Origin of the sequence: Pelotomaculum propionicicum (assembly GCF_048984525.1) — a bacterium.
GTDB classification, from domain to species: Bacteria; Bacillota; Desulfotomaculia; order Desulfotomaculales; family Pelotomaculaceae; genus Syntrophopropionicum; species Syntrophopropionicum propionicicum_A.
Genome location: NZ_JBMGJC010000013.1, coordinates 56,746 through 74,629, shown reverse-complemented (window position 1 = coordinate 74,629; position 17,884 = coordinate 56,746). Strand labels below are relative to the sequence as shown.

At 43.7% G+C, this 17,884-nt stretch carries 16 protein-coding genes; 8 read left to right on the top strand and 8 right to left on the bottom strand.

Features of this window, described 5'->3' with window-relative positions; translation table 11 throughout:
• Positions 1–4: 4 nt before the first annotated feature.
• The 8 genes from ACOBQJ_RS14205 (at position 5) to ACOBQJ_RS14170 (ending at position 9,421) form a co-directional block, all read left to right on the top strand.
• Positions 5–973 (top strand): NAD-dependent epimerase/dehydratase family protein, encoded by a 969-nt coding sequence (locus ACOBQJ_RS14205; protein ID WP_421072429.1) that lies wholly within the window; start codon positions 5–7, stop codon positions 971–973.
• A gap of 44 nt (positions 974–1,017) precedes the next feature.
• Positions 1,018–2,163 carry a glycosyltransferase family 4 protein gene (locus ACOBQJ_RS14200; RefSeq protein WP_421072428.1) on the top strand — a complete coding sequence of 382 codons (1,146 nt, stop codon included), beginning with the start codon at positions 1,018–1,020 and terminating at the stop codon, positions 2,161–2,163.
• Positions 2,145–2,777 carry a sugar transferase gene (locus tag ACOBQJ_RS14195; RefSeq protein WP_421072427.1) on the top strand — a complete coding sequence of 211 codons (633 nt, stop codon included), beginning with the start codon at positions 2,145–2,147 and terminating at the stop codon, positions 2,775–2,777. Before ACOBQJ_RS14200 ends, ACOBQJ_RS14195 begins: the two co-directional genes overlap by 19 nt.
• Before the next feature lie 36 nt (positions 2,778–2,813).
• On the top strand, positions 2,814–3,392 hold the full coding sequence (locus ACOBQJ_RS14190; RefSeq protein ID WP_421072426.1) for a YdcF family protein: 579 nt from the start codon (positions 2,814–2,816) through the stop codon (positions 3,390–3,392).
• Between the two features lie 34 nt (positions 3,393–3,426).
• The gene (locus tag ACOBQJ_RS14185) at positions 3,427–4,536 is read left to right on the top strand and encodes a lipid II:glycine glycyltransferase FemX (protein ID WP_421072425.1); all 1,110 of its coding nucleotides are present in this window, start codon (positions 3,427–3,429) and stop codon (positions 4,534–4,536) included.
• Positions 4,533–5,489, top strand: coding sequence for an NAD-dependent epimerase/dehydratase family protein (locus ACOBQJ_RS14180; protein WP_421072424.1), 957 nt, complete (start codon positions 4,533–4,535; stop codon positions 5,487–5,489). The genes ACOBQJ_RS14185 and ACOBQJ_RS14180 overlap by 4 nt, the downstream gene beginning before the upstream one ends.
• A gap of 196 nt (positions 5,490–5,685) precedes the next feature.
• A complete protein-coding gene (locus ACOBQJ_RS14175; protein ID WP_421072423.1) occupies positions 5,686–6,846 on the top strand; it encodes a DegT/DnrJ/EryC1/StrS family aminotransferase in 1,161 nt (386 codons plus the stop codon).
• A 331-nt stretch (positions 6,847–7,177) separates the two neighbouring features.
• Positions 7,178–9,421, top strand: coding sequence for a stalk domain-containing protein (locus ACOBQJ_RS14170; RefSeq protein WP_421072422.1), 2,244 nt, complete (start codon positions 7,178–7,180; stop codon positions 9,419–9,421).
• A 13-nt stretch (positions 9,422–9,434) separates the two neighbouring features.
• Here the strand turns inward: ACOBQJ_RS14170 and ACOBQJ_RS14165 are convergent, their stop codons facing one another.
• The 8 genes from ACOBQJ_RS14165 to ACOBQJ_RS14130 are packed head-to-tail and all read right to left on the bottom strand — an operon-like array spanning position 9,435 to position 17,823.
• Positions 9,435–11,327, bottom strand: a complete 1,893-nt coding sequence (locus ACOBQJ_RS14165; protein ID WP_421072421.1) for a hypothetical protein — start codon at positions 11,325–11,327, stop codon at positions 9,435–9,437.
• On the bottom strand, positions 11,317–12,630 hold the full coding sequence (locus tag ACOBQJ_RS14160) for a lipopolysaccharide biosynthesis protein (RefSeq protein ID WP_421072420.1): 1,314 nt from the start codon (positions 12,628–12,630) through the stop codon (positions 11,317–11,319). The genes ACOBQJ_RS14165 and ACOBQJ_RS14160 overlap by 11 nt, the downstream gene beginning before the upstream one ends.
• Positions 12,631–12,659: 29 nt before the next feature.
• On the bottom strand, positions 12,660–13,664 hold the full coding sequence (locus ACOBQJ_RS14155; RefSeq protein WP_421072419.1) for a GNAT family N-acetyltransferase: 1,005 nt from the start codon (positions 13,662–13,664) through the stop codon (positions 12,660–12,662).
• A complete protein-coding gene (locus ACOBQJ_RS14150; protein WP_421072418.1) occupies positions 13,642–14,703 on the bottom strand; it encodes a polysaccharide deacetylase family protein in 1,062 nt (353 codons plus the stop codon). The genes ACOBQJ_RS14155 and ACOBQJ_RS14150 overlap by 23 nt, the downstream gene beginning before the upstream one ends.
• Before the next feature lie 26 nt (positions 14,704–14,729).
• A complete protein-coding gene (locus tag ACOBQJ_RS14145; protein WP_421072417.1) occupies positions 14,730–15,314 on the bottom strand; it encodes a hypothetical protein in 585 nt (194 codons plus the stop codon).
• A gap of 30 nt (positions 15,315–15,344) precedes the next feature.
• On the bottom strand, positions 15,345–15,974 hold the full coding sequence (locus tag ACOBQJ_RS14140) for a PIG-L deacetylase family protein (RefSeq protein ID WP_421072416.1): 630 nt from the start codon (positions 15,972–15,974) through the stop codon (positions 15,345–15,347).
• Positions 15,975–16,011: 37 nt separating this feature from the next.
• Positions 16,012–16,677 carry a WbqC family protein gene (locus ACOBQJ_RS14135; protein WP_421072415.1) on the bottom strand — a complete coding sequence of 222 codons (666 nt, stop codon included), beginning with the start codon at positions 16,675–16,677 and terminating at the stop codon, positions 16,012–16,014.
• Positions 16,678–16,731: 54 nt separating this feature from the next.
• On the bottom strand, positions 16,732–17,823 hold the full coding sequence (locus ACOBQJ_RS14130; RefSeq protein ID WP_421072414.1) for a DUF354 domain-containing protein: 1,092 nt from the start codon (positions 17,821–17,823) through the stop codon (positions 16,732–16,734).
• Between the last annotated feature and the right edge of the window lie 61 nt (positions 17,824–17,884).

Sequence of the window (17,884 nt, the reverse complement as noted above, 5' to 3'; positions counted from 1 at the left end):
AAACGTGCAAACAGTGCTTGTTACCGGCGCCGCCGGGTTTATCGGCAGCAGGGTCGCGGAAATGCTGCTTGAACAGGGGCAGCGGGTTATCGGCGTTGACAATTTAAATGAATACTACGATGTCAGGTTGAAATTATGGCGCCGGAGTGTACTTGAGAAATACTACCGTTTTTCATTCTTCCACGCGGATATTGAGGACTTTGCATCGATGCGGACGATATTCCGGGACTACCGCCCGGAAGCTGTAATTAACGAGGCAGCCAGGGCGGGTGTGCGCTACAGCCTGGAAAACCCGTTTGTCTACCTCTCCACTAATGCCGGAGGAACATTAAATTTGCTTGAGCTTTGCCGGCAGTGCGGCACAGCCAAGTTCATACTGGCTTCCACCTCGTCGCTTTATGCCGGGCTGGAAATGCCGTTCAGAGAAGAGCTGCCGGTCAACACCCCGATATCGCCCTACGCTGCTTCCAAGAAGGCCGCGGAAGCGCTGGCCTACACTTACCACCACCTGTACGGCATTGACGTCAGCGTGCTGCGGTACTTTACCGTATACGGCCCGGCAGGGCGGCCGGATATGGGTGTGTTCCGCTTCATCAGGTGGATTCAGGAAGACATTCCCCTGAGGATATACGGCGACGGCACCCAGAGCAGGGACTTTACTTATGTGGACGATATAGCCAGGGGGACGATTATGGCCCTCAAACCTGTCGGCTATGAGGTTATCAACCTGGGAAACAACAGCCCCAGCAAGCTTATGGAGTTAATCCGGCTGATAGAGCTTTTTACCGGACGGCGCGCGGAGGTCCAAAATTACCCTCCGCACATAGCGGACATGAAAGACACATGGGCTGACGTCAGCAGGGCGGAGGCAATACTGGGCTGGAAACCTGAAGTCAGCCTGGAGGGAGGTGTGGAAAAAACCGTTGACTGGTCAATGAAGAATTGGGAATGGCTTAAAAATATTGAGATCTAATGTGCTGGTCAGTTGATAAATATACACGGAAGAAGGCCTTCTGGTTGGCTAAAATACTTATTTTCGGCGGGTACGCCAAGTCCCTGACAAACTTTCGGGGAGAACTGATCAAAGACATGGTCCGCCTGGGTCACCAGGTTATAGGTATGGCGCCGGAAACCGGCTTTGAAGGGGAACTGAATGCAATTGGCGCCCAATACCAGCGCGTCCCGCTTCAGCGCACGGGTTTAAACCCGCTTAAAGATCTCGCCGCGCTGCGGCTACTGGTGAAAGAATTCAGGCAAATGCAGCCGGACATCCTTTTGTCCTACACCATAAAGCCGGTTATTTACGGTTCGCTGGCAGCCCGGGCAGCCGGTGTGCCCCGCGTATATTCAATGATCACCGGCCTTGGGTACGCGTTTGCCGGCAGGTCGCTTAAACAAAAGCTACTCCTCAGCCTGGTCAGGATACTTTACAGCCAGTCCCTGCGTAAAAATGCGAGGGTTTTCTTCCAAAACCCGGACGACATCGCGGTATTTAGAAAATTCCACCTGCTGCCCAATGGTGACAGCGCAGTCCTGATTAACGGGTCCGGTGTGGATATTAGGAAGTTCTCTTTTGTTAAGGCCAAAACCAACCCGGTTATATTCCTGTTGATGGCCAGGCTGATCCGGGAAAAGGGCATCGCGGAATATGTGGAGGCGGCCAGGCTTTTAAAGCCCCGCTTTCCGGAGGCTCGCTTTCAGATCCTGGGCCCCCCCGACAGTAATCCCTCGGCCATCCGGCAGGAGGAAATAGCTGCCTGGCAATCTGAAGGAATCGTTGAATACCTGGGTCAGACAAACGATGTCCGCCCGTATATATCTGAGTGCAGCGTATTCGTACTGCCATCGTTTTACCCGGAAGGGACGCCCCGGTCGATTCTCGAGGCAATGTCGATGGGGAGGCCGGTAATTACCACTGATGCGCCGGGGTGCCGTGAAACCGTGCGGCGGAATATGAACGGGTTCCTGGTCCCGGTCAAAGACAGCCTGGCCCTGGCCGACGCGATGGAGCGTTTTATCGTAAACCCCTCGCTGGTAACCGAAATGGGTATCCGGAGCAGAGTAACGGCTGAGGAGAAGTACGATGTGCGCAAAGTAAACAGGTCGATACTGGAGGCAATGGACCTGCTGGAGGTGGGTAGATCATGCGTTCAACAAAATTAAAAAGGTCATTGGATATCTTAATTGCCCTGTTTGCCCTGTTGCTGCTGCTGCCGCTGATAGCTTTAACCGCGCTTCTGGTGAGGTTGAAGTTGGGAGCCCCGGTAATTTTTCGTCAAAGGCGGCCTGGTCTTGGCGGCCGGCCATTTATCATTTACAAGTTCCGGACCATGCTTAATTTATATGACGAAAACGGGAGAGAACTTCCAGCGGAACAGCGGGTAACTACCTTTGGCCGCCTCCTGCGGAGAGCGAGCCTGGACGAATTGCCGGAATTGGTAAACGTGATCAAGGGAGAGATGAGCCTGGTCGGGCCTCGCCCCCTCCGCATGAGGTACCTTTCCCGCTATACCCCGGAGCAATACCGCAGGCACGAGGTTAAGCCCGGTATTACAGGGTGGGCCCAGGTTAACGGCCGCAACGAGCTAACCTGGGAAGACCGCTTCAAGCTGGATATATGGTACGTGGATAACTGGAACAACTGGCTGGACCTGAAAATCCTCTGGTTGACCGCTATTTCTGTTTTGAAACGCGAAGGAGTGAGCGCCAGGGGATCGGACAGCACGGTAATGAGCGAATTTATGGGAAGTGCGGACCAATGTAAATCTATGAACTAAAGGCAATCCCGGCCCTGAACTGGAGGGAGATTATACTTGCTCAGGATATATGGCCTTATCCTCATTGTCGTCATTATAACGATTGTGGTTATAATGACGTCCCCTGCATTTTACAATCCCTGGCCTGCGCTGTACGGTTTCCTGGTTATCAGTGAAGATCCCCGGACCTCTGATGTCATAATCGCGCTGTCGGGCGGGCCGGGAAGGGATATCTACGCCGCCGAGCTTTACAAAGCCGGGTTGTCCAGGAGAATTATCATGTCGGGCATCAGTCCCTCTGCCGGACAAATGGCTGAAAGAGCCGTGGTGATGGGTGTAAAAAGAGAGGATATCATCCTGGAAGAACGTTCTGTAAGTACTTTTCAAAACGCCTTATTTACGCGTGAGATTATGGTCGGTAAAGGTTTTCAGTCGGCCATCGTTGTGAGCTCTCCTTACCATATGAGGCGGACAAAAATGGTGTTTGAAAGGGTGTTTAAAGGCTCCGGGGTCAGGCTGATATACTGCGCGGCGCCGCCCGGTCTTGATATAAACACCCCACTCGGGGCTGAATATGCAAGGCGGACTGTGATCATGGAGTATATAAAGCTGCTATATTACTGGGCCAGGTACTGACAGGCACTGAAGTCAATATGAAAGGCGGTCTGATATGGGCCGGTATGAAGTGATAAAGGCGGACAGCCGGGACAAATGGCTGGAAATACTGGAGCAGTGGGAAGGCCTTAAGCCGGACATCCATTACCGGCCGGAGTACTGCTGCCTGTACAGGGGTTCGGGGGAGCCCAGGCTTTTTATATACCGTGAAGGTCCTGATGTCGTGGTGTACCCTTTCCTGCTCAGGCGGGTGAATTCAATTGCCAGTCCGGCCGGTCAGTTTGAAACAGAATTGTATGACATTACGACTCCTTACGGCTACGGGGGGCCGCTGTCCAACCGGGGAGCGGGGAACAGCGCCTGGGATAATTTTTATCGTTCTTTTGACGAATACTGCGCTGATGAGAACATAGTCACGGAATTTATAAGATATCATCCTTTGCTGGAAAACCACCGGCAGGCGGACAAACATATGGAAGTGGAAAGAGTGTCCTCGGTTGTATATGTGGACCTCCAGCGGCCTTACGAAGAAATATGGGCAGGTTACCAGCGCAGCAACCGGAAAAACATTAACAAGGCCCGCCGGGAGGGACTCGAGGTAATCCTGGAGGAAGAACCGGCGCATTTTGAGGATTTTCTTTCCATCTACCACCATACCATGGAAAGGAACCGGGCCAGTCCTTCCTATTATTTCGGGAGGGATTTTTACAGCCTGATCCATGAAGACCTGAAAGGATGCTTCTTATATGCCCATACCGTGAGAGATGGCGATGTTATTTCATCTGAGCTGCTTTTATATAACGAGACCTATATCCATTCTTTCCTGGGTGGGACCGTGGAAGAGTATTTTGAATACCGTCCAAACAACATTTTAAAGCATGAAGCAATCCGTTGGGCTAAAAACAGGGGCATCCGGTATTTTGTGCTGGGGGGAGGTTACCACGACGGTGACGGGATCTACCGTTATAAGAGCTCATTTTCCAAAGACGGTGTACTGCCTTTCTATATAGGGAAAAAAGTACATAACCGAAAGGCGATGAACATACTCGACCAGCTGCTGGCGCCGGAAGGCTGCCCGGAGAAAATGAATTTTTTTCCCCGCTACCGGATGGCGGAAAGGTATTATCATCCGGATCAGGCTGGAAAAAAGGTGAGTACTATATGAGGTTAAAGGACAGAAACGTTTTGGTTACCGGGGGTGCCGGTTTTCTTGGCTCCCTGTTGTGTGAAACGCTGGTCGCGGAGGGCGCCGGGGTATCTGTTATTGATGACTGCGGCGCCGACAGGGCAACAAACCTGGAGAAAATTTCACACAAAATTGAGTTCTGCAGGGGCACCATCGCTGATGAGGGCCAGGTCTGCCGCGCCGCTGTAAGTGCTGACACTATTGTCCACCTGGCGTTCCCTATGGCCTTGCGGCAGCGGGCGCTGGATACAGCCTTAATCGCGGAAAACCTGGCGGGGGTCTGCAACCTGATCAAGGCCGCTTTGAAACGTAACGCCTTGCTTGTTTACGTTTCCTCCATAGGTGTTTATGGCAACGGCAGGTACAATCCTATTGATGAGGACCATCCCCTGGAGCCAGTCCTCATCCACGGGGCGGTTAAACTGGCGGGTGAAAACCTGTGCCGGGCCATGGCCAGGGGCAGCGGCCTGCGCTGTGTCATATTAAGGGTTGCGGACATCTATGGGCCAAGAAATTCCAGGCTCAGCGTACCTATCAAGTTCCTGCTCCAGGCAGTCAGCGGCCGGCCCCTGACAGTCCACGGAGACGGTTCCGACAGCCGCACCTATACTTATGCCGCTGACTTTGCGGAAGCGGTTGTTTTAAGCATCTCCCGGCCGGAAGCCGAGAACGGCGTATTTAATGTCGCCGGGGACGACTGTGTTTCCATGAGTGAGCTGGCGCGGGAAGTGATCCGGGTTACGGGCAGTAACAGCCCGGTCCTCCACCTGGACGCCCCTTGTTCAGGACGCAGGCTTTTTATAGACAACTGCAAGTCGAAAAAAATGATGGGATTTAAACCACGTTACAGTATAGCGGCAGGCCTTGACGCCACCTGCGCCTGGCTGAGGGAGAACCCGGGATTTTACAGCAACCTGGGAAACAACATTTGATACATTTAGTATTACATAAGTCCATGGTGTTGCCAGCCATCTTCTCCATTGAGACGTGAGAATTGTAAGTGCGACTTCAGTCGCACATTGGCCGGCTGAAGCTGACCCTACACCTTCCAATGCCCACGACCCGGATGCCAGGCAAGTTTAACACCATGGAGTCTTGTCTGCAACCTGTGATATAAAATTGAAGGAGATGTTCGTTTTGGGTAAAAGCAAGCGCATCTACCTGTCATCCCCGCACATGAGCGGTAACGAACTTAATTATATAGCCGAGGCGTTTTCAACTAACTGGATAGCGCCGCTCGGGCCACATGTCGACGCCTTCGAAAGTGAGCTGGCTGATTACGTTGGAGCAGGCGGCGCCCTGGCCCTGAGTTCCGGCACGGCCGCCATTCACCTGGCGCTGCGCCTGGCAGGAGTATCCCCGGGGGATGTTGTGTTTTGTTCCTCACTGACTTTTATCGCCAGCGCCAATCCGGTCCTTTACCAGGCTGCCCGGCCGGTGTTCATAGACTCAGACCCCGAAAACTGGAATATGTCGACGGCGGCGCTGGAGCAGGCGTTTTCGGCGGCTGAGGAAAGAGGCAAGCTGCCAAGGGCAGTGGTGGTTGTGAACTTATATGGCCAGAGCGCGGACTTCACGCCTTTGTTAAAGATTTGCGGTCGTTACAATGTGCCGGTTATTGAGGACGCCGCCGAGTCGCTAGGCGCCACATACAAGGGCAGGGCTAGCGGCACCCTGGGCAAGTTCGGGATATATTCCTTCAACGGCAATAAAATTGTCACCACTTCAGGCGGCGGCATGCTGGTCTCGGATGACCTGGAGGCGCTGGAGAAGGCACGTTTTTGGTCGACCCAGGCCAGGGACCCGGCCAGACATTACCAGCACAGCGAAATAGGTTTCAACTACCGGCTGAGCAATGTGCTGGCTGCAATCGGCAGAGGGCAGCTTAAGGTTTTAGACGACCGCGTCAGGGCGCGCCGCGCTGTCTTCAGCAGGTATTATGAGGCCCTGTTGGAATATGACGGGCTGGAGTTTATGCCGGAGGCCCCTTACGGTCAATCCAGTCGCTGGCTTACAGCCCTGCAGGTGGATCAGGACCGGTGCGGCGTGTCAGCGGCGGATATCATTGACGCCCTGGCGGAGCGGAACATAGAGGCGCGGCCCGTTTGGAAACCGCTGCACCTCCAGCCCTTGTTCAAGGACTGCCTTTACTATACCCATGAAACAGACGGGGACGTATCAGCAAAGCTGTTTGAAAAAGGGCTTTGTCTGCCGTCCGGTTCGAACATGGACAGCGATGAGGTTGACCGGGTGATAAATTGCATAAAAGAGTGCCTTAATAATAGATAAGGTCTTTGTAATCATTGGGGACGGTACTCCTTACCAACTGGGGACCGTCCCCATTGTTATAAAAAAACACTTCTCTTTTCAATAGCCCTCTTCAGGCGCCGGGAAGCCCGGGAAGCATGGAAGCAGCCCTATTCTTCCCGGGCTGCGTGTCAATGAACGAGGGTTATTTTTTTAGGTAACTTATGAAATAAGTGAAACATAAATTATTTAAAGACAATGGTTTTGAATTCTTTTTACACCCTGGGGGAACCGGGGATTTTGATTTATTTAAAGTTAGGATTGTCCATATAAACTGGCACGTATATGCGAATTTATAAGGAGTAAATTGATAATGAAGAGAATAATTAAGATAATCTTATGTATTATCATATTAATAACAACAACTTTATATTTCCTTAAAAAGGAGAGTGCCGCTGTTATTTATGCAAATATAAATATAGAACTTATTGAATCTAAAGCAAATGCTGCGGTTATATCTGCAAATTTTATGCTGAAGAGAATGAATATCGCGTATCAGGCATGGGCTGTCCCAAAACAGTCTTATCTCATGATAAATGCCGTCAACGCCAAATCATCGGGAGTAAAAGGTGACGGTATAACTGATGACACGGTTAGTATTCAAAAGGCGATAAATTCACTTCCTCCCGGAGCGGTATTATACTTTCCTGCCGGTAATTATAAATTAAATGGTCAGATTAATATTTCAAGAAGCATCACTTTGTCAGGTGAGCCCGGCACAGTGTTTGACTGTTCCGCGGTCCCAAGCGACGTGTTTACGGTCAACACTGGTGGATATGCAGACAGTACAACGGCTATAGACGGAGACATTTACCCCGGCAGCAGCTCCGTCACGGTCGGCGATGCTTCAAATTTTTCTGTGGATACATATATAAAGATTTATGACGATCAATCAATTAACGGATTCAAAAAAGGGGAGATATGCAAAATTAAGAGCATTAACGGAAATACCATTAACTTGGAAACACCTGTTAATTACACTTACAGAGCCGCTGCTGGCGGCATGATCAGAAAATTAAAAATTATTGACGATGTGGCTGTGAACAGCATTGAATTCATTGGCCCAGGAGAAGAAACTGAACCATATTTAATACATGCTTTTTTAATTAGAAATTTTTCTTTTACCGGTTGCAAGGTCGGCAATTTCGGCAGGGCCGCAATCGGCATGACAGATTGTATTGACAGTGCTGTTAATGGAAATTTATTTGAAAATATTTTTATGACTGGTTTTGGCTATAGTGTCGAGATTACTAATTCCTGCGATAACATAAAAATCAATGATAACTACTTTATAAAAAAGGGCAGGCATTATATCGCAGCCGGAGGTCAGACAGGGACCAATTTAAACGGTGGGTTTCCTAAAAAAATTGTTATTAAAAACAATTTTTTTGAAGACAGCGCCGATGAAGCTATCAACACTCATTCGCCATTCTCAGGGCCGGTAACCGTTAGTGAGAATATTTTTAACAGGTGTGAAAAGGGTATAGAAATAACAAACGGAAAATCATCAATAATAAATAATAAATTTATAAACTGCGTTAATGCCGTGGAATATTATGAGGATAATGACATTTATCCCGGTTTCCACAGCGCCCAGGAAAATGTTTTTATTAACAATAACCTGGCGCTAAAATCCTTTGCGCCTCGTTTAGCATTTACAGATAACATTATGATAAATAGTGGAATGGTTATAAATCAGATAAGTTATGCTCATATTGAAGGCAACTATATTGCAGACTTACCTAAAAAAAGAAATCCTATTGAGATTACCGGCGGTGATAACTATGAAGTACAGAGTGTCATCATACAAAACAACGTTATTAAAGATTGTGCAAGCACAAATGCAATCAAGACAGATAATATAAAAAATATAATAATAAAAAATAATATTATTAAAAATAGCGGAAGTATTTTATCAGCATTGTCATCGAGGGCCACCATATCAGGCAATTATTCCCTTGGTTCAAATGATTATGGTATTCAAATAGAAGATGCGGCAGAAAATTATGTCATTAACAATACAGTTAAAAATGCAAAGATAAGGCCCCTTGTAATTGAAACATCACCCAAGCATGATTCACTTGTGGCAGTTAACACAAATCAATTCTTTGGCGTCATTTTATCAGAAATTAAGAACAATAAAAATGTGGTCTTAAAAACAAATGAAGACATCGTTTTAAGTCTGGCCAGCAGGTTAACCGAAAATTCGCCGAATATAATTGTAAATGAAAAATATCTGAGTTTCGATACGCCCCCTGTCACACAAAACGGCCATCTGCTGGTGCCTGTCAGGGCTGTCTGTGATGAGTTGGGAGCCAATTTGAACTGGGATGGGCTATATCAGCTAATTTCTCTTGACATCGAAGACATCACCGTTACGTTAAAAATTGGCTCAAGCGCAGCTTACTTAAATGGTAAAGAAGTAATCATAGATGTTCCCGCTCAATTAATTGATAACAGGACCTTTGTACCGCTCCGTTTTATAAGTGAAGCTTTAGGAGCACAGGTCAGGTGGGACGAAACAACTCAAACCGCTTATATCTCGACGCAAAACTAATAATCCCGCTGATTTAGTATAGTACCAGTGTGCTGTTTGACTCATAAATTTTATTATGGTTTTTCATACTTTCCCAGATTGCTGAGTCATTATAATAATAATCGAGATTTGCGCCGCCGGCCCATGGCGGGTCTCTAAAGAACCTATCTGAATTATTGGAATAAAGTTTAAGCGGTCTTTTTTCAAGTTCATTTTTCCTGATTAAAAATATATCGCTGTCTATATTTTTTAAAAATTTCTTAGTGTCTGTATTTGCCTCTAGAATATGGCTTCGTTCACTGTATTTGGAATAAAACAAATATTTAGTAGCAATAAAATCCGAAAAAACATAGCCTTCACTGGTACTGCATATATGATTAAAAGAGTTTACTTCGCCTTCAGACAAATAATAAGTATAAAAAGGCCTTTTTACCAGTGGATTATCCGAGGCTGTAAAATCATTTGTTACGGACAGGAAGGCCATGCAGGAAAACGCCGTTATGACGGCAATCTTGCCATACACCCCGGTCTGACTAAGCAGTCCGAACAACCCCACAGCCGCGGCTAAACTGACAAAAAAGAATGTATATTCTCCAAATCTTAATAAATTAAAATTGTTTGAAAGTTTACTGATCAACAGACTTGGGCCTGGAAATGTTAATGTTATGGACAACAAGGCAAATAAGAATAATATTTTAGTTAAGGAATTAAACCTGTTTGCTTTTAACGACCATAAATAGCCATATATAATAAAAAATATTAATGGTATGAATTGCAGATAATTAAACAGCTCACTTGTGGGCATAAGAAAAATTCCTTTTGTTTTAATGCCTAATTTATCAGGGCTGAGAATATTGCCAACTATAGTCTCAAGAATATAATTCGCGTTATATATCCAATATGTTAAAGTGGTTATTAAAATATATAACAGATAGTTTTTTGTGATAAATTTGGTATTCGTATGATAAAATTTATCTAACCCGTATATAATTAAAAATATTAGAAAAATGAATGGTATTGACACAGGATGGTAGATTATTACTATGAAAGTAAAGAATAATAATAATATCCTTTTGCCAATATTGTTTTCGCTGATTAATAATAACAATATGATTACTATTTCAAAAAAAGATATCACGCTTCTGGCGATAGATGACATGCCATAAATAATAAAGTCCGGATTAAGACAGATAAACAAAGGTATTAATAGAGACAATACTTTATCTTTAAAAATTTTTAAGGATATTAGATAAACGGCTAAAACCAAAAAGCTAAATATTAAGCCGTTAGTAAAATGCATTACCTTTTGTACTGGAACAGATACTCCTGATATCATATAAATATTTGAACATAGAATATGCCACAAAGGAAATGATATGTAATTGCCAAAGATGTCCGACGTGACATGGTGGCTTTCTATTAAATTTTGGATAAACCACAGGTGCGTAATTGGATCAGTGCGGCCGATAAAAAAATAGTACTTTAAGTTGGCGCTCCAGATTATAAGCAGAGATAATGCCATGAGCTGGATTAAAATAACAGGGGTTTTTTTCTCCAGATTAAATAGCATTATTTCAAGTAAAAGTGATGTTGACATGATAGAAAGTAGTATAAAAAATATTAACGGCCTTACCTCAAAGGCTTTGAGCAAAAATAAAGAGACCATAAGGCAAAGGACAAATACAATTAAGATCAAGAGAAAATATATGTTATTTACGCTTATAGACTGAGATTTAATATTTTTAAATTTTAAATATATGACAGGGGAAAAAAACATGGGAACAGCCAGGTAACTGCCCAGTAAAGCAAGGTTGTTTTTGCCAAAAGCCAGGGGTATGGCAAGGCCGGCGACCGCGATTGCCGGAAGTAAATATAACATGATATTACCGGTTATCTGTAATCTATGATTAAAGCTGTTATTCAGCAAATGTCTTTCCTCCTACGGAGGCCGAGGTTTCTTTAAAAGGATTTTGGCTTTCTTCACGCAGGACTTGTTTAAAAATAACCGCTATAACAACAGCGATTATTATAGACGTTACGATCCTGGCATACCCAACACCGGCCAGCCCATATTTAACGCTAAACATATAACTTAGTCCCAACAGAATGGCGGACATTAACATATTGAGTTTTAGAACTGTCCCCATTTTCATTTTTATTCTTAAGATAGATACAAATAATGTGTATATTGAAGTTAATAAACTTGATATGGAAATTAAACACAAAAGTTTGTATGATTCCATGTAGCTTTCACCAAACAGGCCCAGAAAAAAGTTGCCGTACAAATAAATAATAAAGATAATTGGGATTAATAAAGCATAAGTCACTTTGATAGCTTTAACCAGATTATTTTTTGTGTTTTCACCATGGCTTCCTTCAACAAACAGCGACGTTCCCAGGACGCCTGGAATAATCAACACCAGGTCCCCGATGGCCGACGCGATATAATAATTAGCCGCTTCCACTTTTCCAAGGAGATTAAAAACCATTATAGGTATAATTAACATGGAAGCCTCAGACAGGTTGTTGGCAAAATAATGATATAATGAGAATTTGTATGTTTTCTTTATAAAGTTCTTGTCAATTTTAAAATTCAGTCCAGGATTTTTTCCTAATAGATATAAAGAGAAGAGAGAGGACAATATGCAGGCAATCCCCAGCGATTGAAATATACCAAGGCTCCCCATATAGAACAGGGGGATCAACAGGGGGATTCTGACAGAACGGATCAGGTTTTGCAGGAAATAATTAGCGCTCTGGCGCATGGCGATAAACGTGGTCCCGGTTATTTGATTAAATGTATTGGCTGCACCGAATAAAACAAACATGGCAAAATAATATGGAGATTTTATGACGGACAGTCCCGCAGAAAAAAAATCACACCCCAGCACGAAAAAAACTCCTGTAATTAATGAGAAAGATATGCTTATAGATAAGCAGGTATTGAAGACCTTTTTTTTATCGTATATGGGAAGATAACGAATTAATAAAAAGTCGGTGCCAATCACTGAAAAGAGCAGAACCAGTTCCAGGTAAGAGAATAACGCTGAGGTTAATCCGACATCTTCTTTGGAATAAAGCCTGGCCGCCAAAAGCCAGAATATAAACCCGCCTGACGCATTTAAGAACCTGCTTAAAGCCATAAAAAAGGAATTGATATAAAGAGGATCTTTTAAATGCTGCCTGATTTTCTTCCAACCAGCCGGCGTGAACGCATTCCTATATTTCATTCCCTTTATGATCAACCCCTTAACCTGTGTTAAAGCCACCTTTTTTTAATTAAATTTCTATATGTCCATTCCCCCAATTTTCCGTATATGTCTTTTTTACAGAGTGAGAATGACAATTCCAAAGAAGGATTATAAAAACATCTGTTCTTACACAAATTTTTTACGTTCGCACCTAAATATTCCAGATCTTTATAGCCCGCCGCCTTAGCCCTTTGAATCATTTCCCACACAAAGTAATCATTAACTCCGATAAGGTCCCCTGTGCTCATACCGCCAATCCACATGATGCAGCGCTTGTAGTCATAAATTATATTGGTCTGTACAGCCTTCTCCGCCCCTTTGGCATATACGCTGTAGCACTTTAATTCATTAGGAAAGCACTCCAACAGGTCCTGAAGATATTGGGCGCTGACGATCGCGACGTTCATGCCTTTTTCCCGGTACCTTTCCTTCATCATGCTGTATACATTGGAAGCGTCACTATCAGGTAATATTTCTAATCCTAATTTCCTTCCCTTCCGGATGTTTTTTCTCAGAAGGCTATTGAAACTGTTCCATATATCATCCAGTTCCCTGTTTAAATCTACTACATATGTAAAATGTGTATCCTGGTTGTAGCCGCGCCAAATAAACGGCCTGGTGTCAAAATTGCTCTTATCCAGGGAAATGAATATATAGTTAGGCGAAATATTCTCTAACTCACTATTGACATCTTCAGCTACAATATTTAAATATTCCTCTTTACGGTCTTGTTTAAGGCTGTCGTATTCCTGGTACATCACGAACCCTAAATACGGGACGGAGGACATGGGGGGGGGAGAGAATAAAGTTTTCAGCCCCATTATTTTTTTATAGAACAAAGGGAAAACAGCTATCAGAAGGTCGCCCTTGTATATCCCGTAAGGCAGCAACTGGTAGCCGGTGTGTTTTTCTATTATATGCAGGAAGTCCCACTTATGAAACAACAAACCATAAGGGCTCTCGTCGACGAACTTATCCCAAAGAGCCTGATCATTTATCATTATCACGGCCATTGGCCCACCACCTCCAGATATCCTCGCAGGAAGTCATCCAGGCGTTTTTTTGGCGGCAGTATTCAAGAATCTTTTTATACAAGATCGTCCAATCTTTTCTGAATGGACTGAACAAATCATCATTATGCCAGTTGATAGTTAGCACGCCGCTGTATTTTTCAACCGTATCAATTAATGCTTTGGTAAATACCCACGCCTTTTCGTCGGATTTTGCATACTTATATAAGGCACACGCCATAATGTTTAAAGGTATTTCAATAATATCAATTTCTTTATTGCTATTTAAATTAAACGGCTTGAAAGGATGGCAAAGGCCATTTTTAAACCCGGGTATATTATTATATCCATAGGTTGTATCATATTTGAATCCCGCTGTTTTTAAAAGCTCCCAGGTTTCAGGCACTTTAAACCTGAGGTAATGGTTCCTGTAGCCGGTAACCTCCTTATTTATTAATTCTTCCAGCTTATTTTTCTGCTCTTTAATATCGTTAAAATCATTATAGGTATAGTATCCGCCGTGCAGTCCAATGTCCCATCCGCTGTCGATAATATATTTCAGATCACTTGCCAGGTCTCCAATATTATATCTGAATCTTTTTGGGTCCTTATTAGATACTAAAAAGTAAAAAGTGGATTTAGCTTTATACTCCTTTTCCAGCTCAATAATTTTTTTAAAATTAAGGTAGGGAGAAAACTCTTTTCCTCTAAAAATCCATGACCACTGTTCGCGCAGCCCGTTCAAATCAAAATCTTTTAAACAGTGTGCGGAAGAGAGTATTCTATGCGGAAAAGGAGGATAAACATCATCGACATCATGAGTTATACATAACGCAAACTTTTTATTATCAGGATAAACTAATTTTATATGTTTATTTTCCACCAGATATTTAGATATTTCAGGCACCAATATCTCAAGACATTTATTTTTAATATCAGCGCCTGTGCATATTTCAGGCCTTTCACTATAATATTCGTCTTCCCTTATAAACAATTCCCAAAGGTATTGTTTGTCTTGTAACAGCTTACTGGTTTCTATCATAGTGTTTACACCCGTAATGTGTTATTTTATAAATCTTTATAATATTGAATGCCAAACATTTTAACAACCTTTTTTCGCTTGATTTCAATAAACCCGGCTTTCTCCACTGTCTTACGGGAAGGGAGATTGTTTTCATCGACCATAACATAGATGTGATTTACCTTGCTTTTCAAATCTGAAATTATCCTGCTTAAAACCGCAGGGGCAATACCATAACCTCTGGCTGACGGAGCGGTTTCACCAAAATGGCAATAAGCTTCATCAGCTTTTAACGTCTGAGGGGGCAGGTGATACCATTTTTCAATTCTTTTAGGCCCGACTTTAACCCAGGAGCGATGTACCCATTTATTATCCAGGTAAGCGTAATATCCCAGATCGCCCTGCAGCAGCATTTTCTTATATTTTTCAATGATAAAACGATCCCCGTTATAAACTGAAGCATCACCTGCATTTTCAATAGTAACAGGACAAATGACTGCTTCTGTACTAAACGTTTTATTTGTTTTGTGTTCGTATTGAATAACCACTTTTGAACTATACTTGAATATTTGATATAGGCTGATTAATTTATTAAATAATTTTTTCTGTATGTTTTTTAAAACAGTAATCATATTGTCGTCCTTTTATTAAAAATAACTGATTTAAAACAACATCCTGACGCATTCAAACGACTCCGAAAATTTTACACCTGCATTCATACCCCTGGTATAGGCGCAGCCCCTGATATATTCCTCTTTAAAGTAGTCTCGGAAAGATTGAGAATTGTACTTCTCTAAAGCGCAGATTTTCTTTCGGATATGCCTATCCGTCAGCGCGACCATTATATCTGTTTTAAAACTGATATTATTCCAGGGATGTTCCATCCCCCATATGGACGTCGTCCTTAAAAACGCCCTGGTGCCTTCGGCGTAGATCACAGCATGGTCCTGGTGGGTATCAAACGAAGACGGACATATCACCAGGTCCGGCTTAATCTCATTCCTGATCTTGATCATTTGGTCCAGAATTTCTTGCCTGAACTCAGGAAATACCCTGACTTCAAAATCAAGAAGTATCACATTGCTTTGCGGGATGCCCAAAGCGTGAGTTGCCTGCAGGCATTCAACCTGTAAGATGTTTTTTGGCAGAGTATCAGGAACTGATTTTTCACAGGACGAGAATGCGACATAATAAACTTTTTTGCCTTCTTCAATAAACCTGGCTATAGTCCCGCCGGCCGATACTTCCCCGTCATCGGTATGAGGGGACAGGATTAAAACCCGCTTTATCATCGGAATCACACCATTACCAATAGTCCCGGACTAATGCTCAACGCAGCTTATCCTGAAATTCTTTGCAGTTAAAAATAAAATCAATGGCGGATAAACCTTTTATAAACTCCTTGTTTCTTTGAGGGTAGACCGGATGCTCGAAGTCATGATAGCTGACTCTTATACTGTTTCTGGCAAATAAGTCATCGTCCATATAATTTTTAGCTCCTTGACCCGAGAGATAGGTGTCGGCCCCAAATGCTTTACAAAGGCCTATCATCAGTTCTGATTTCTTTGCTTGAACGCACGTATCTGATAAATATACAATCCTGGTATTAATATTTAAGGTTGTTTTAATAAAATTGATTAATTCCATGTTGATTTCAATTAATTTGCTGTATTTTTTACTATATATTGAAGATATTTTATCTTTGAACGGAGCAAAATTGGGCGCTCTCGCGTAAGCGTGGCGTATTGATTCAAAATGGCTATTAAGGACAAAACTCTCATCAATGGTAACTTCACTGATTTTTTGCCTGGAATTAAAATTGACTGGAACGCTCAGATAAAACCAGCCGTTAGGCCCTAAAATCCTTGTCCTGTTAATATACGATCTCCTTATGTACTGCACGTCGTCCAATATTACAAAAATATCCGAGTTTTTCATCTTGCTGAAATAACCAAGCCATGGCAGGTAATTAGGCTGATGAGCTGCCAATATCATATAAAAGCACCTCTCCTTCTGGCGCATAGTTAAATTTCAATTTAAAACCACTGATTAGCCGCCAGTAAGTCTTATTTTGGTTAGGCTATCCGGATAATTCTCGATGAACGTCACCATGAAATCAGTAACATTAATTTTTTCTTTTAAAAATTTGGCTCTGCGGACTTTCCATTTCTCATTGGCATTTTTAATATCAGCGACCATTTCATCTACCTTCTCCAGCAGCGCGTATTCATCGTGGTAACTGTGAAGCAGCCGGTATTTATCCTGCAGTTCTGATATTAGCCCGCACACCTCGTCAAATCCGTACTCCCTGCCATTGCTTTTGATTTTTTCAAATTGCAGCGACGGCACCCCCAGTGTCGCAGCTTCCACAGCACTGGTGGAGCCGTCTCCAATGAACATTTTAGAGTAATGGATAAGGTCATGGTATTTGACAGGATTTAAATTGTATTGATATTTCTTTAAAGCCGGCTCCAGGTCAGCCTCAGAAGAAATGAAAACAGTACCCGCTTTTTCGAGTTTGGTTATTAACGCCATAACGCAGTCCCTGCTAAGGTTCTTGCTCCTGCTGTCGTGAGTTGCGTTAAAAGCCGCCAGCCTGAGTACAAAAATATTATCTTCCTCGCTGAGCCCGGCTTCCTTTATCACCGAGGGATCAGGCTCAAAATAGTCCGGGTGCAGGTATGCCAGTTCATGGCACCCGTTGTACCGTACTTGTTTTCTGCCGAGTTTCCCTTTAAAAGAGACCGGGGTAAAAATAACGTCGGCAAAAGGAGCGTATAAAAAAATCTGTTCCGTCGAGTGTTCCGTATCTTCAAAAATGACACAGGGTTTCCCTAATAATTTTGCCGCATGGGCGGCCCTGATGGATCCCATGCCAATAAATAGATCAGCCCTGAAACTTTTTGCGGCTTTATACATCTTTAGATCTAATAAAGGGAGAGCTGCCATTTTGCTTATTAACGAAGAGCCGTAACTGCCCAGCCGGTCGTATTTGAAGCCGTAATTATCAAGCAGCTGCAGGGCAACATCCTTTTCACTGGCGGTAATCAGCAGTTCATGACCCTTGCTTTTCATCTGCCGGATAAAATTTTTAAATAAGTGCACATGGGCAGGATGATTGATATCAACGACAACTTTCACTTTTGGCCCTCCCTATGGTTGAAGCGGCATATTTTTTCAAAAAGCCGGCATGATGGGATAT

Excerpts from the sequence above, each read along its gene's own strand:
- ACOBQJ_RS14195 (WP_421072427.1), top strand. The coding sequence starts at position 2,145 with ATGCGTTCAACAAAATTAAAAAGGTCATTGGATATCTTAATTGCCCTG.
- ACOBQJ_RS14185 (WP_421072425.1), top strand. The coding sequence starts at position 3,427 with ATGGGCCGGTATGAAGTGATAAAGGCGGACAGCCGGGACAAATGGCTG.
- ACOBQJ_RS14180 (WP_421072424.1), top strand. The coding sequence starts at position 4,533 with ATGAGGTTAAAGGACAGAAACGTTTTGGTTACCGGGGGTGCCGGTTTT.
- ACOBQJ_RS14175 (WP_421072423.1), top strand. The coding sequence starts at position 5,686 with ATGTTCGTTTTGGGTAAAAGCAAGCGCATCTACCTGTCATCCCCGCAC.
- ACOBQJ_RS14170 (WP_421072422.1), top strand. The coding sequence starts at position 7,178 with ATGAAGAGAATAATTAAGATAATCTTATGTATTATCATATTAATAACA.
- ACOBQJ_RS14160 (WP_421072420.1), bottom strand. The coding sequence starts at position 12,630 with ATGAAATATAGGAATGCGTTCACGCCGGCTGGTTGGAAGAAAATCAGG.
- ACOBQJ_RS14155 (WP_421072419.1), bottom strand. The coding sequence starts at position 13,664 with ATGGCCGTGATAATGATAAATGATCAGGCTCTTTGGGATAAGTTCGTC.
- ACOBQJ_RS14150 (WP_421072418.1), bottom strand. The coding sequence starts at position 14,703 with ATGATAGAAACCAGTAAGCTGTTACAAGACAAACAATACCTTTGGGAA.
- ACOBQJ_RS14145 (WP_421072417.1), bottom strand. The coding sequence starts at position 15,314 with ATGATTACTGTTTTAAAAAACATACAGAAAAAATTATTTAATAAATTA.
- ACOBQJ_RS14140 (WP_421072416.1), bottom strand. The coding sequence starts at position 15,974 with ATGATAAAGCGGGTTTTAATCCTGTCCCCTCATACCGATGACGGGGAA.
- ACOBQJ_RS14135 (WP_421072415.1), bottom strand. The coding sequence starts at position 16,677 with ATGATATTGGCAGCTCATCAGCCTAATTACCTGCCATGGCTTGGTTAT.